This is a genomic window from Bradyrhizobium sp. 141 (genome assembly GCF_023074055.1).
In the GTDB taxonomy this organism is placed as follows: Bacteria; Pseudomonadota; Alphaproteobacteria; order Rhizobiales; family Xanthobacteraceae; genus Bradyrhizobium.
This window is the reverse complement of record NZ_JADPKR010000046.1, coordinates 39,087-53,558: the sequence shown is the minus strand read 5'-3', so window position 1 is coordinate 53,558 and position 14,472 is coordinate 39,087. Positions and strand designations below refer to the sequence as shown.

At 58.4% G+C, this 14,472-nt stretch carries 12 protein-coding genes; 7 read left to right on the top strand and 5 right to left on the bottom strand.

Annotated features, from left to right (window positions below; genetic code table 11):
* The first annotated feature begins 210 nt into the window (after positions 1-210).
* Positions 211-498, top strand: coding sequence for a hypothetical protein (locus tag IVA81_RS13510; RefSeq protein WP_247318048.1), 288 nt, complete (start codon positions 211-213; stop codon positions 496-498).
* Positions 499-540: 42 nt separating this feature from the next.
* Here IVA81_RS13510 and IVA81_RS13505 read toward each other — a convergent pair whose 3' ends face one another.
* On the bottom strand, positions 541-1,968 hold the full coding sequence (locus IVA81_RS13505; protein WP_346659389.1) for an undecaprenyl-phosphate glucose phosphotransferase: 1,428 nt from the start codon (positions 1,966-1,968) through the stop codon (positions 541-543).
* Positions 1,969-2,574: 606 nt separating this feature from the next.
* On the opposite strand from IVA81_RS13505, the gene IVA81_RS13500 reads away from it, so the two are divergent.
* Positions 2,575-3,312 (top strand): metallophosphoesterase family protein, encoded by a 738-nt coding sequence (locus tag IVA81_RS13500; RefSeq protein WP_247318422.1) that lies wholly within the window; start codon positions 2,575-2,577, stop codon positions 3,310-3,312.
* Between the two features lie 82 nt (positions 3,313-3,394).
* Here IVA81_RS13500 and IVA81_RS13495 read toward each other — a convergent pair whose 3' ends face one another.
* Positions 3,395-3,661, bottom strand: coding sequence for a hypothetical protein (locus IVA81_RS13495; protein ID WP_247318042.1), 267 nt, complete (start codon positions 3,659-3,661; stop codon positions 3,395-3,397).
* 602 nt (positions 3,662-4,263) lie between these two features.
* Here IVA81_RS13495 and IVA81_RS13490 point away from each other — a divergent pair.
* Together IVA81_RS13490 and IVA81_RS13485 are read left to right on the top strand one after the other, a co-directional pair.
* A complete protein-coding gene (locus tag IVA81_RS13490) occupies positions 4,264-4,527 on the top strand; it encodes a hypothetical protein (RefSeq protein ID WP_246918874.1) in 264 nt (87 codons plus the stop codon).
* 1,140 nt (positions 4,528-5,667) lie between these two features.
* Complete coding sequence (locus IVA81_RS13485) at positions 5,668-5,961, top strand: hypothetical protein (protein ID WP_247318039.1); 294 nt, start codon at positions 5,668-5,670, stop codon at positions 5,959-5,961.
* Between the two features lie 560 nt (positions 5,962-6,521).
* On the opposite strand, the gene opgC is transcribed toward IVA81_RS13485, so the two are convergent.
* A complete protein-coding gene (opgC, locus tag IVA81_RS13480; protein ID WP_247318021.1) occupies positions 6,522-7,958 on the bottom strand; it encodes an OpgC domain-containing protein in 1,437 nt (478 codons plus the stop codon).
* Between the two features lie 502 nt (positions 7,959-8,460).
* Here opgC and IVA81_RS13475 point away from each other — a divergent pair.
* Entirely contained in the window at positions 8,461-9,123 is a 663-nt protein-coding gene (locus IVA81_RS13475; RefSeq protein WP_247318018.1) for a response regulator transcription factor, read from the top strand.
* Here IVA81_RS13475 and IVA81_RS13470 read toward each other — a convergent pair.
* Together IVA81_RS13470 and IVA81_RS13465 are read right to left on the bottom strand one after the other, a co-directional pair.
* Complete coding sequence (locus IVA81_RS13470) at positions 9,118-11,238, bottom strand: MASE1 domain-containing protein (protein WP_247318015.1); 2,121 nt, start codon at positions 11,236-11,238, stop codon at positions 9,118-9,120. The genes IVA81_RS13475 and IVA81_RS13470 overlap by 6 nt on opposite strands.
* Positions 11,239-11,896: 658 nt before the next feature.
* A complete protein-coding gene (locus IVA81_RS13465; RefSeq protein ID WP_247317994.1) occupies positions 11,897-12,151 on the bottom strand; it encodes a hypothetical protein in 255 nt (84 codons plus the stop codon).
* A gap of 491 nt (positions 12,152-12,642) precedes the next feature.
* Here IVA81_RS13465 and IVA81_RS13460 point away from each other — a divergent pair, with 491 nt between their 5' ends.
* Together IVA81_RS13460 and IVA81_RS13455 are read left to right on the top strand one after the other, a co-directional pair.
* Complete coding sequence (locus tag IVA81_RS13460; protein ID WP_247317991.1) at positions 12,643-13,314, top strand: hypothetical protein; 672 nt, start codon at positions 12,643-12,645, stop codon at positions 13,312-13,314.
* 610 nt (positions 13,315-13,924) lie between these two features.
* Positions 13,925-14,170, top strand: a complete 246-nt coding sequence (locus tag IVA81_RS13455; RefSeq protein WP_247317988.1) for a PilZ domain-containing protein — start codon at positions 13,925-13,927, stop codon at positions 14,168-14,170.
* Positions 14,171-14,472: the final 302 nt, after the last annotated feature.

Sequence of the window (14,472 nt, the reverse complement as noted above, 5' to 3'; positions counted from 1 at the left end):
ACAACTTGCAGTTATTGCTCTAGCCAAAAGCAAGGATTGACGAAGACGATGGTGGCTAGGACACTGCGCCAATTGGCAGCCATTCATCGATAAGACGAGACAATCCGGTCCTCGATGCTTCAAAATGCCGAAACTTTGGGCATCTTTCTTTCTGGGTTCCCTGAGGCTAACCTCGGCTCATATTTGTAGTTCTTTTCCGGTGGGCTCGGAATGCTGATCGTCCTGACGATTTTGACTATTTGGGTTCTGCTCAACATCCTATTCGTGTTGATCGTGGTTCCCCCCCGCAAGCCGCATCGGCAGCCGATGGCGCCGACGCTTTCACCTGCGCCCATCGACCCCAGCCAACGAGAAATTGAGCAGGACGAACCCTTCTCGATTCGCCATGTCATCGTCTCGGTAGCGATGGGGGCTTTCTTCGTGCTGGTGCCGCCGTTGCTCGCGTTGCGCGATGCGATCGTGCGGCTCTTCGGCAGGTCGTCGCGAGATGGAACCTGATCGCTCGACCCTACGGTTCCTGATGATCGGGAAATTGAGCGGTTAGTAGGCTTCCTGGAACATCACTGCGGATGCGGTGCGGGCCATGATCTTCAGATCGAGCCAGATACTCCAGTTGCTGACGTACCAGACGTCGTACTCGACCCTCTTCTCCATCAGATCGATCGTCGGCGTTTCCCCTCTGAACCCGTTCACCTGCGCCCAGCCCGTCAGGCCCGGCTTCATGTGGTGCCGGTAGACGTATTTGCTGATGAGCTCGTCATAGTAATTGTCATGAGCCAGCGCGTGCGGACGCGGGCCAACCAGTGACATATCCCCGCGCAGCACATTCCAGAGCTGCGGCAGCTCGTCGATGCTGGTCATGCGAAGGAATCGTCCGATCTTTGTAACCCGGGCATCCCTCTTGGTTGCCTGCGTAACTGTCTCGCCGTTCTCGCTGACGGTCATGGTTCGGAACTTCCAGATCTCGAACGGTCTGCCGTTAAAGCCGCGCCGCGACTGCCGGAAGATAATGTTTCCCGGGGAGTCGAGCTTGATCAGCATGGCAACGGTCAGCAGCAGCGGCGTCAGCATCACAAGCGCGAACACGGCCACGCCAACGTCAAGACAGCGCTTTTGCAACCGCTCGAGAATGTTGAGAGGCGGCCGCTGGATTTCAACCGCTACGGTTCCACTGACCGGCAGAAAGGGACGGGCCACCAGATCAGCGACCGGGTCGTCCGGCAGCAGGCGTATGGGCTGTGGGACGGCGCGCAAATGGTGTCCCAGCTTGCGGAGCATCGGCAATTCGTTCCAGTCGATCGCAAGCAGATATTCGTCGACATCAGCCGAGCGCGATTGCCGGATCACGTCGCGAATCTGCCGCTCCCATTGGCCGTCATCCCGATCGGCGCCGAGCACGAAATGGCGCGTGACATCGAAGCCATTCCTTCGCAGGTCTTTGAAGCGGCTCGAGGTGAAATCAAGCGGCTTGAGGCTGAGCAGGATCACTTTGCGATCGACCAGCCGGCTTCTCGCAAAGCTCGTGCCGAACACCGCCTGCCAGACGAAGCGGAGACTGATCAAGCCGAGTCCGCCGATCACGGCGAACACGATGACGGTGCCCCGAGAGAGATTGTCCGTCGATTTCAGCAAGAAGGCCGCAACGGCAAGGATCGTCAGCGACGTCAGCCAGATAAACACCGCCTTTCGCAGCTGCCAGACGATATTGAGCAGGCGGTGTGTGGCGTAGACGTCCCGGAAATAGGCGACCGCGACGAACACCACGCCGACAAACAACCCCGCCCCTACCGAAGCGCCATCGGGCGAAGCGACCGCCGCACCGTATAGCGAGGCACCGGCGGCATAGCTCAACAAGATCAGCAGAAAGTCGGCAGCCATGACGACGATCTGAAATGGCCTCTGAAGCGAGCTGCCGCGCGTCGACGACAACGCGTGGGCGTTTTCAGAACCATAAGTTGCAACAGCCATTCGTACCTCTGTCAATCGAGAGAGTGTCTGACGCTCATCGTGATGCTGAAGACTCGTCAATTCCCCGCACGGAAAGTGTTGGTTGATCGCAGCGAGATTGTGGCGCTGCACGCAAAACTTTTGCGGCGCACGGATCATGCGCGATGTTGAAATGCGCAGCGAAATTCGACGCGCTGAAAAAGTCGTCACAGTGATGACATATGAGCGAACGCGTTGCCCTATTTTGAATCAAGTTCCACGTGCAACGCGATGACTTGTCGTCGCGCGAATGACAGTCGCTCATCTTTCGGGCGATGAAATGCGCCAATGAAGCAAAATGAATCATTTGCGAGAATTTCGACGGATTTCTATCTGGGCGTGCGTCGCAAGAATCGCCCCAGTCATGCAACTTTGCCGCGTTCTCGCGTTCAGCGATGCATTTGTGCGGACCGATCGTTCGCGCTGTCCGTCGACAACAAGGTCGGCAAAAAATGCCGCCCTTCTTTTGGCGTGATCGCGCTGGAGAACAAGGACGCTCCCTCACCGAATTCACGTTGTTCGCGTTGGATGCTCTCCGGTGCCGGCGACTTGGGGAAAATTTTTCGACGACCCAATCGATTGAGCGCCATGAAATCTCTCGCCCGACCACGCCCGCCCATCCCCAAGCCGCAACTGCCGGAGGGAGTTCGCATCTATGCGATCTCCGATATTCACGGATGCGCCCATCTGCTCCAGCCTATGTTGCGGGTAATCGACGCCGACGTTGCCCGCAGCCGGCCGCGCTATGCGGTCGAGGTCTTCATGGGCGATTACATCGATCGCGGCCCGGATACGCGCGCCACTCTCGACGTCCTGGTCGAACGCAGCCGCCGGGGAAACGCAGTTTTCCTCAAGGGAAACCACGAGGCATTTCTTGTGAGCGTGTTCGAAGATCCTTCACTGTTCGAGGATTGGATCGCGGTCGGCGGAACCCAGACGCTGATGTCCTACGGGCTCGCCCCACCGGACCTGAAGCGCGACGAGCCGGCATCGATATTGCGCGATTTGATTCGGGCAATGCCCACCGAACATCTGGAATTCCTGGACAATTTGCGGCTGAGCTTCAGTTGCGGCGACTTCTTCTTCGTTCACGCGGGCGTTCGCCCGGGCGTTCCACTGGCCGAGCAGACGGAGCGCGATCTGCTCTGGATTCGCGAAGAGTTCCTGCGGAGCGAGGAACAATTCGGCAAGTATGTCGTGCATGGACATACGCCGGTCCGCAGTGCCGAATTCCTGGCGAACCGCGTCAACATCGACACCGGCGCCTATGCGACCGGCAACCTCACCCTGATGAGCATTCAGGGCAGCCGCATGCTCGCGGTGTGAAGTGGCGACAACCGCCTGCCACTGACGCGCGAGACGGTCTCGCAAGGATGTGACTGGTTTAACCGCGGCTCCGGGGCAAACTCTAATTGAGTAGCGGCGGCTTCTCCAGCCGCGCACGCGTCTGCGCCATCCAGTCGCTCCAGGCTCGTTCGTGCTTGATGTAGAGTTCCACCCAACGTTCGCCGTGCTGGGCCTGACGGACGCGCGCCGCTTCGCCGATCAAGTCGGTGTCCGGCTTGTCCAGCGCTTCGAACTCGATGGTTTCCGAGATCGTCAGACCAACGAGCACGCGCTGTCCGGCGCCATCCACGATGTAGCGTCGTGGAGCGTCCTTCTTAGGCTCGCTCATGTCATGATGCCCCGTCGTTTCAGTGTGTAGCTGGATGCCGACAACGAATTAGACGACATCTAAAAGGCTCGTCGGGCGTGACCGAACGTTGAGGTGGGTTGGGACGCCTGGTGTGAGGCGCCGTAGGATGCGTTCGCACCTTTTCGTTGGACGCGCCAAGCGCTCAGCGCGTATCCAAGGATGAGGCCAGCGCCGAAAATGGAAGCGGAGAAAAACGTAGAAGTCATAGAGTCGCCCTGGATGTCCGGCTCTCATCAAGAGCGAGCAGTGTGTCGACATCATGGTTCTTCAGAATTCATGGACGCCGAAAGATTGTTCAACACCCGATCCCTTGTGTGCATGAAGCACTCGTACCGAGCCTGCCGGCCTTTGCCACATCCCGTCTCGATCGGCGACGATCACCGACTAGTCTGTATAGCGACCACTCCATATAAGAGTGAAGGACGCGTTCGCGGCCCGGCCGCGCATTTGGCCGAGCAGATGCGTCGAGCAGACCTCGTCCCACGACGAGGAATTTCGGGCAGATCGGTCGAGCCGTGCCCTTGCAACCGTCCGGCAGCCGTCGCATTATTTGCCATCGCATTTCAGAGGGATTCAATCCAATGAACTTCCGCGCCCTTATTCCATCCATTGCCCTGGCCGCCCTTGGCCTCACCGTGACGGCCTCCGTCGCGCCGGCCGCCGAGCTCGCGCTTGCTCCGTCACATCGGGCGGCCGCCGTCCAGGGCGGTGTTGTGCTGTGGGACGACGTTTACCCGCCTGCGATCTATGGTCCCCAGCTTCGTCCGGTCGAGGAAGTCGCAGCCATGAAGGCGCAGGCACGGCCCGTATCCCAGCGCTGGTGGGGATATTGGTACGTCCGGTAAGGGGCGGAGCGATTGGCTGAGCGGAGCTCGGCCCGACTAACCATCGCCGCCACGCGGGGCAACCGGGTGGCGGCAGTTTTCATTTGAGCCGCGCCATATAGCCCCGACGGGCTGCGGGCGCGTGCAACAATCGCATCGATCAACGGCGCTTCTGAACACCGGGCATTTCGGCCGAAAAGGCTCGCATTCACCTCAAGTCGATATTCTCAAGCCAGCCCCCCCGCCCAGCCGGAGCTGATCACGCTCGTCTCCCTGCACACGACCGCGCTGGCCGAACACTTCTCGACCCGCCGCCCTGACCTTGCGGAAAGTCGCCGACATTCAATTCCCTGGTTACAGGGAAGTCTGCAGGGAAAGTATCTGCCGCAGGGGTGCTACCGGGCATGAAATTGCGACATGAAGCGCTGGAATCGTGGCATTGCGGCGCGATGCATGAGATTCGGAACAGGGAAATTCCGCTGATGATCAGGGAATGTGCTCGCGCCAAACAGGCAACATAGCACCCAATTTTCTCGCCCAGGTCTCCTGCAGTTTCGTAAAACGCTATGTAGTCCCGCTCTCCAGTTACAATTTGAACGGGAGCAAGATGGGACACCGTTCGCGAACGCTCATCTGGGCCAGGAGCGCTCAGAGAATTGCTGGTGCGCCGCATCGGCGTCGCCTGCGTGGGCGCCACGCCGCCAATGCCGTCTCCCGTCGAGTTTATCCACCCAGCGTCGTAGCGCCGGGTCGCGCAGACCCGTCCTCGCTGATCGATCCGATCGATCGACCGCGCGATAGCGCCAGTCCAACTGGGAGCGCTTATAGTCGTCCGTGAATCACATTGACCTCTTTGCATTCGACGCCTCCGGGCTCTCTGAGCCTACTACAGGTGTCCACTCATCGAGAGGTTCATCCTGATCTCGCGAAGCCTCAAGTAAATCCGGTGCGAACGTTTTGAGGGATCACTCCCGCTGAAACTAAGTCAGATTGGTGGCGTTGGCCTGGGCCCCCCAGTCTCAAGGAGTTGTCATGCCTCCAACGTCCGACTCTGTCGCTTCTAGCCGACAGGCGCTCCCTTGGATCGTACTGGCCCTGGTCGCCGTCCTCGCTATTAGTGGGTTCTTTTGGACGCAGCGAAAGGTCGAAGCACTCCAAGCGATGGCTGCCACGCACCAGGACTTCGATGCCCAAGAGGTTAAACAGGCGCTCACCACACTTCAGCAAACGGTTCAAGAGGTTCAGTCCAATCAGCAGAAGGTTAGCGAGCAAGTAGACGGCCTTCGCCGAAAGCTGGCGTCAGAAGGAGGTGAGCGCAAGCTTCTGTCCGATCAGCTGGGAGCGTTGAGCGCGCGCGTGGATGGGCTGGCCTCCGCGAATGCTAACAGCAGCATCACGACTGCCCCACAAGCGCCGAAGAATAACAATCGGAATGCACGCGATGGCGCAAGATGACTGGGGCACCGCGGCTGATCAAGGATCAAAAGACCCACATTTGGCTCTGGCTTGCTTGCAACGCCAGAAGCCACCCATACCAGCCCACAAGCACGACGATAATCGCGGCGGAGATCACAAGGTATGGCAACTTGCTTTGGTTCGTCGGCAGCTCAGCACTCAAATCAGGCTCGTTTCGGTCGAATGTAACAATGGCTTGCACAACATCGATTGGGATAGATACTTTACGGCGAAGACGTTCGCGCCGAGATCATCAAGATCGATGAGTTCTCCGGCGGACTTCTCCCGAAACCTCTGAAAGAGGCTGAATAGCCGTTCCAGCCTGAATGGCGACTGAACTTTCCGTTGCTGAGACATTCCGCCTCACGCTGCGAAGAAATGCGATCCTTCGCCAACCCGGACGAAGATATGGCCGGCGCCCGGCACCGCGGCGGCACTGCCATTGATCGTCATCCATCGCCGGCCTCCGCGGTGGACATGCCTATAACAGCAAAAGTGGACTTCTTGCTCCTGAGATGGGGAGTGATCTCTCAGGGCGGCTCGAGGTCTGCCGGTTTCCGTCAAAAGCCATATTCCGCCGATGGTATGGTCGCGGTTGCATTCCTGGCCGCCATCGCTGCAGGCTTCGGCGACGCCGCGATGACATCCGCCTTCGGCCGTACTAATGCGCCTGCGAGGCCAAACACCTGGTACACCCGGTGGGATTGCCTATCCGCGAACCAGCAATTGATGACGGGATTCCGGCCGCCGGCCCATCCGAACTCGCGCAGTCCTCGGCGAAACGCCTCCAAGGGACGCCAGCCAACGGTGCCCCAGGCGTCCGGCTGGACGCGCACGCCCGCAGGCAGTGCAACGGTCGGCTGCAGCCTGGGCGTGATCTTGACCAAGTTCAGCAGCGTCGCCGCCACGATCATCATGAGGATCCCACCAAGGCTGAGCGTGATCTGCATCGCAAGCCCTTCCGATATGTCGAGCAGCGCCAGGAGGCTAGCGAGCGTCAGCAGGACGCCGAGGCAGAAGATTGGCAACGAGTGCTTGCCACAGAGGATGGCGCCGCGCATCACCGCAGTCGTCAATGCTTGCCGACTGGGTGGCACGAGCCATACCGCCACAACCGCAAGAGCCAAGAAATGCAATAGACGCAACGGATCGAGATTGGATTTGTCCAGCGGGTAAGCCAACTTGGTCAGCCCCTGCGGGATTAACGCTTCCAACGGCATGATTCTCCAGCTCAATGCGATGACGAGGCTGAAGACCAGATAGAGAGTGGCAGGCACGAGCACCGTGCGAGACGTTAGCCAGGGGCGCACTCTTTCGCCCTCGATTATCATCCACGCGCCAAGGACCGCCAATAGCTGCCAGGCCAGTGGATTGAAAGCCCAATGGCCGCTCGGCCACGCCGGCATGGACCAGCCGAACATTTGCACCAGCGCATAAAGCGCCAGCGAGGCGCCAAGCGTCACGTTCGGCATTCGGAGCAGCAACCACAGCAAAGGCGCGAAAAAGAGGTGGAGAAGCACGAAGATCGGCAACACGTCGGTATTGACCGGACGGTATTGCAGGATCGCTGCGTGCGCGAGCGCCGAGCCCGGCTGGTCCAACAGAATGCGCGTATTGCTCTCATCAGCAAGACGGTCCCCGCCTGCGAGGTGAACCAAGATGGCGCAGGCGAGCGTCAGCAGCAGAAATGCGACATAGATGTCCCAACTTCGCCGCAGTGTCCGGCGGATCACGCTGGTCCACCCCTCGCAACTCCGTACCTTGCCGTAGGCCAGCGCGCAGGTGACTCCCGAGACGAACATAAACACTTCCGCGGCATCGCTGAAGCCGTAGTTCCGTAGCGTCAGCCAACTTCCAATGTTATTGGGGACATGATCAAGAAAGATGCACCAGAGCGCGATGCCGCGGCAGGCATCAATGCGCAGGTCGCGGCTGTAGACTTTGAGCTCCGGCAGAGCGCCCACAAATGGCTTCGGGGATGCGGTCCGATCCTGCATTTGCTTGCCTCGTCCAGGTACGCGCAGGCTTCGATTAGGAAAGATCGAGAGGAACCGAATGTAACAAAAAGCACGCTGCGGGACTCTGACAGCGCCGCAGTTCAGAATTTCTTCACACCGACCGGGCCACGACAGCAATTGCGACAATGACCGTATGGCCGCGCTGCGCACAACCTTCTGGGTGGAGAGGCTGACTGTCGTCATCATCTTGCAAGCGCCGCAGCCTGTAAATCGGCCGGAGGTCGGTATAGAGAGGTGCCTAGGTCCTATGACCAAGGTACCGTCCTGCCTGCCGTCCATTGGCCTCGGTCAGACACATGAAGAGCAATTCATCGCTCGCATGGACCAAGGGGCCAGCGAGCTCCGCGCCTCACGTAGTCCGCTCCCTTCTTACCTGACGGCGAACCGCTGGCCGGACCCGAGATGGAAGATGGACGATTTCTAAGGTGGGTGTATGATTTTCTATTGATCTCCGGGCGGTCAGAAGACGGAGAGCTTTTTTATGAAGGTGCTTGTTGTTGACGATCACACATTGATTCGGGCCGCGTTGCACGCTGTCCTGAAGCAACTAAAGCGAGAAGCCGTCATATTCGAAGCTTCGAGCGGCCGAGAGGCCATGCACATCGTCGAGGAGCATCCCGACATCAGCCTCATTTTGCTTGATATCAATTTGCCTGATCGCGACGGATTCTCTGTCCTTTGCGAACTGCGCGATCGCTATGCGAAGACTGCTGTCGTCATTCTCTCGTCCTCCGATGATCAAGACACGGTCAGGCGCGCATTCAAACTCGGCGCGCTGGGTTTCATTCCGAAAACCACGGAACGCGAGGTGATGCTCAACGCTATTGAGTTGGTGTTCTCCGGCGGAGTTTACATCCCGTTGGAGATACTGGAGAAGACAGCGTGCCCACGGCATGCGAACGAGCCGGTGGCGCCCGACTCGCTCAAGAGGCTCGGGTTGACCGATCGGCAGATTGAAGTACTTGCACTCCTGATGAAGGGAAAGAGCAACAAGGTCATTGCCAGGATGCTCAATATGGCAGTGCCTACAGTGAAGAATCACATCACGGTCGTTCTCAAGGCGCTGGGCGTAGCGACGCGCATCGAGGCCGTCATAAAGGTCGGAAAAATGGGCTGGGAGTGGCCGCCGAAATCTGGATCATGAAACTGCCCCAGCGTCTCTCCCACCATCGTGATCCCTAAACAGCTTGTGCATGACAGCGCGGAGCTGCATTGGGTCGACCGGCTTATGCAGCAAAACGTATCCTCTATCCTTAGCGTCCCGCAGTGGTTCAGCTGCTGTATCGCCACTGATGAGAATGGCAGGAATTGACGAGCCAAACGCCGCATTGATTTGTTCAATTGCCCTGATTCCGGTCTTCCCGCGTGCGAGATGATAGTCCGAGATTATAAGGTCGGGGCGTCGTTCGCGCTCAGCAAGTCGGACCAGTGCGGCTTCGTCGGATCCGGCGGCAAGAACCGAACATCCCCATTTGCTGAGCAATCCGCCCGTTCCCTCCTGCACGATTGGAGTATCGGCAATAACAAGAATTGCCTTGCCGTCGACTGCAAAAGCACCGGGGTGTGGTAAGTCGGCGGGCGCTGCGGCCCTGACGCATTCGTCGACCTTCGGAACCAGGATCGTGAATCGCGAACCGCGACCCACAGTCGAAGCGAGCTCGATTGGATGGTTGAGAAGCAAGCGAAGCCTGTCGACAATGGCAAGGCCGAGCCCCAGTCCGCCGGACCGGTTCTGCTCCGGAGCAGGAACTTGAAAAAACTCGCCAAAGATATTCTGCTTTTGATCCTCGGGAATACCGGGACCGGTGTCGTATACTTCGATGCGCAGCATTTCATCGCGCCGACGGCATCCGACCAGGATCCCGCCCTGCAACGTATAGCGTACAGCATTGGATACCAGATTCCGGAGTATGCGTTCGAGCAGCATGGCGTCGCTCCGTACCCAGGCGTCACTTGGCCTGACGCGCAAGCGCAAGCCTTTTTCACGCGTCGCCTGATCAAACGCCGTCTCGCTTTTTTGCAACAGGCGCCCGATCGGGAATTCGGTAATAATGGGGTTGAGCATCCCGGCGTCGATTCTCGAAATGTCCAGCAGCGAATTGAACATTTCATCCATTTCCTTGCGCGTTGCGTCGACCCGCTCGATCGTCCTTGCCCTCTCCCCTGGTTCGAGCGGCGTGCGCAGCTGGGCAACAAACAGCCCTAATGCATGTAACGGTTGCCGCAAATCATGGCTTGCCATGGCAAAGAAGCGTGATTTTGCTGCGCTGGCGAGCTCCAGTTCTTGCGTCCGCTCTGCGACCTTCCGCTCGAGTTCGACGCGCGCGCGGCGCAGACGCTCCTCCGCTTTCTTGCGCACCTCGACATCGGCGCTCAGCAGCAAGCTTGGAACGGTAATGCTGATCAAGAACATCAACACCAGCAGGAACGATGCGTTAAGGTCCGTAGTTGTGAACGGGCCGCCGCCCGTGAGCGTGCCCCAGATCGTGATGCCCGCAAGCACCAGGGCGACCGTCGCGGTATCACGTGGACCGCGGCGCAGCGCCGCCCACAACATTGGCAAGATCGCTAGAAAACCCAGTGGATCTCGGCCGGGCGTTTGCTCGATCAAAGGGCTGAAAGCAATGAGTCCAACAACCGCCGCTGTCGTGAGGACACCGACCGTCTCCAGAAGCGCATGGCGTTCGAAGTCTTGATAGCGGCTTGACGCCCAAAGCACGATAACGGGAGCAATGACCAGTGCGCCTGTCACATCTCCCAGCCACCAGGTGATCCACGCGTCCGCGAAACTCTTCTGTTCGATGTACCCGAAGATTGTCAGACTGGTCAGTCCAATGCTGGCGCTGATCGGCGTCGCGATTACGACGCAAATCACAGCAAACTTTGCAACAGAATTGGGGCTTGAAAACGTGTTACATCCGCCCGACCACCGATTAATGAGATAAGCGCCTACAACCGCTTCAAGAGCGTTACCGGCCGCAATCGCGATTGCGGTAGCAACCGAGCCCGCCGTCGTCGCATTTGCGATCAACGCTGCCGCAAAAATTGCCGGCCAGGTCCGATATCCCCGCAACAGCACCGCGGCCAGCGCAACACCTGTCGGTGGCCAAATTGGCGTTGTACTGGGATGAATGGACGCGAGAGCAAGCCCACCTTTGGCCAAGACGAGATAGATGGCCCCGATTGCGACCAGGCTACCGACGTAGCTTAAGCCTCGGCTAGAATTTGTCTCGGGAGCTAATAATCGAGGATTGGACATCGTCCACGTCCCGGATTAGGCAATTGGTTGGTCTACCGAAACTGACTTTTGACTCTCTGGATCCAAGATCGCTAGATGGATACGGCAGATGCGCTCAGATCGAATTGATCACAGCAGTCTGCTGGCGGACTAAGAGACGGCGCGTGCGATCGAGCTGCCGACTTGCTGTTCAATCCCCGCGGATTGCGTCAGAACCAGTGGGACGAACAGGGCACCGTTGCACCCCGAGGAATTCGCGCCGTCTCGTGTTCAGGGATGCATCGTACGACGAAGATAGGCGCTCCGAAAGGCCGGATTTGGACCTGGACTAGGTCGCTGTGCGCGACAAAGGCCTATCTCTCGTTGGAGTCTCGGGACTGAACCACTTGCACGATAGCTTGCTGCCGCGTGACGAGGAAGCGGAAGCTTCGCTCAGCAAACAGAAACATCTCTATGACGATGAGGCGACGAGTCCGTTGCGTCGGCCCTGGCGTTTGCGCGGGGCGGCGCGATTCTCCTTTGATCGAACAACCGTAAGGAAGCCGGTGATCGAGTGACCTCGTTCGACGACTTGCACGGCGGACATCATGTCTCGGTCAAGCGGATGGCGCGAGAAATCGGATTACTCCTGAGAAAATGAAGTCTCGAAGAGATTTCGTCGATTTAGGCGCAGGCCGGCCTACAGTCCAAAGCCTCGGCCAATATCCCGCATCAGCCTGAGCGCGGCGTCAGTATGGCGGCCATAGAACAGCGCGCGATCAAGCTGCGAAAAGATGCCCATTCCAAATAGCGCGATGGCAATGCCTCTAAGCATGATTGTGAACCAACTTTGAACGATGTTGCGAAAGTTCAAAACGGCCCCAGCCGCAGGATGGGGTAACAGCCGGGGCCGGCATTCCCATTCCAATGTGCCGCAATCGGCGGTAATCGGCACGCACCCAGCTAGCCACATGAAAGCTAATGAAACCTTTCGCGGCTCGAGCGACCCGCCCCGCGCCCTTGAGGTCGTTCAATCTGACGCGCAACGTGGGCACTGCCGTCTGCTGCTTCACCGAGCTGCGCACGTGTCCCCTCTCGATATGGAAGCCGAACTGAGAGCCTCTCGGTGCGCCGTCCTGAAGGCGTCTTCGTCAATTGCCTTTGAACGCGTCGATCTTGGCCCTGATCTGTTTCAAGCTGGCTGCAGAAGGAGCCTGAAGGGCTAGTATACAAGCGGCCGGACCGGGCCAAGGAAGCCGAACGTTATCGCGATTGGATCAAAGCGACGAACCGGCCCCCCTCTCGGTTGATCGTGCCGAAGGGGCATCTGCCTGAGGATTTTCACGACTTGGCTTCATCCCCTACCCGGCCTAGCATTGGCGAGCGCGACGCCAAACCGCAGCGGTTTGGCAGATCGATGAGGTTCTATGAGCCGCGGCTGTTGCGATGCGCCTTCAAACTCTCACTTTTGACGATTGGCTGGAGCACTCCTTTGGCCGCGAGGTTCGCTTTCAGCAAGCACCTTGGTATCTCGATGCCGAGCATGATTGGTGGGACCCGCCTCCGGAAGAAGCCGTGTCTTATCTCACTCGACTGTTTGAAGACCCGGAGCCCGCGTTGCTGGGATATGCCGATAGCCAAATCGCGCAAGGCTTAACCTACCTCGTGAATACGAACGCAGGCGGCGATAACCGATGGCTTTGTTCAACAGATGTACCGGTCGAAGACCGTGTTCGGTGCGTCACTTCTGTTGCTCCTTTATTTGCAAAATTGTTTGAGCCACGTTGCGCTCCTCGCCTGTCCCACCTGAGCGAAGCCGATACCACCGCACTGAACGGTGTTTGCTACATGTGGTGGGATGCGTTTCCGAGCTTGGCTCTACCTGACGATCCTGACCTGCCAACGCTCCATGCTTGCGCGCTGCATACCATGGAGCGCATCCTTCAGCTCAAATCGATCGCGTGCCAGGAAAGCGCTCTACACGGGCTTGGGCACTGGCACCGGGACTACAGCGAGAAGGTCATCCACATCGTCGATCGCTTTTGCGAGTCGCATTCTGCGGCCGACCCGCGCCTTTCGGCATATGCCGAATCGGCCCGGTGCGGATGCGTCCTGTGACCCTCGACGATCGTTCCAAGGGCGGAGCGGTCTGTTCCCCAATCTCGGCCCAATCGCAGATGGCACGGGTAGAATGCGGTGAGTAGCCGTGAGCGTGTATCGACGCGGGTCGGCGGAGTGGCGCGGTGGTAAAATGTTGTGTTTTGGCGAAGCCGGTGCCTGCTTCTCTATGCCAAATTGCTTATACACGCTCGCTTCGCCGAGCCGAGCGGCTTACCTCGGGGTGCGGTTGTGCAAACGCTTCATCATGACCTCCGGAGTATCGGTAGTGTGATGCTGAGCGACTGCACCGGTCAGGTAACGGTTTGGCAGCTAAGGCGAGCTAGGATGTAGCTGTCCTCGCCGACAGGCCAGCCATGAGACTGCTATGCCTCAACATTGCGATGATGAATTAGCTACTATCGCGCGAGAAATCTCGGCGAAGCAACTTCATATTGAAAGCCAAGCCATCTTGATTGAAGTGCTCGAACGGGACGGACACGACATGATTGAGCAAAGAAGAAGTCTTACCAAGGAACGATCAGACCTAGCATCGCAAATCGCGCGACAACATCGGCTGCTAGAGGCAAGGTGCACATCGGGCGACTAAGGTCATTGCGGACAGTACCAGATGATAGACCGTCGAAAGCTCGAGCGCATCGATGTGGACGAGGTGGCCTACATTTCAGGCGACGGCGCCAGCTTACGCTGTCGCGTGGTCAACATATCGGAACAAGGAGCATCCATTGAGCTTCCGTCGAAGCAGTACATGAACTCCACATTCAAGCTAATGCTCGAGAGTGATCGCATCATCCGAAGTTGCCGCCTCGTGTGGTCGAGTGGCAATCAAATTGGAGTCGCGTTCGAGGATCTCTGAGGCCGAGAAGTTCATTTATGACCCGGCTCTAGAACGGATTTTCGCGGTGCTTTCGCTAGCATCGATAGTTGATCCAACAATTGGCCTGGAAATCCGCTCGTGGTCGCCCGAGGAAGAAGCACGACCTCTTGCGCTGTTCGATAGGAGTGAGACCGCAAGCGAGAGCGGCCACCAGTTAGGCCGCACTCGCCCGGCGGTCTACGGTCGATTGCAGCGCTTCCGCAAGCAGCAAGCTCGAGTAAGCCGCATTAGCGGACGTGTCTTCGCGCAAGGGGCGGGTTAGTCGAAGCTCGTGGCGATCA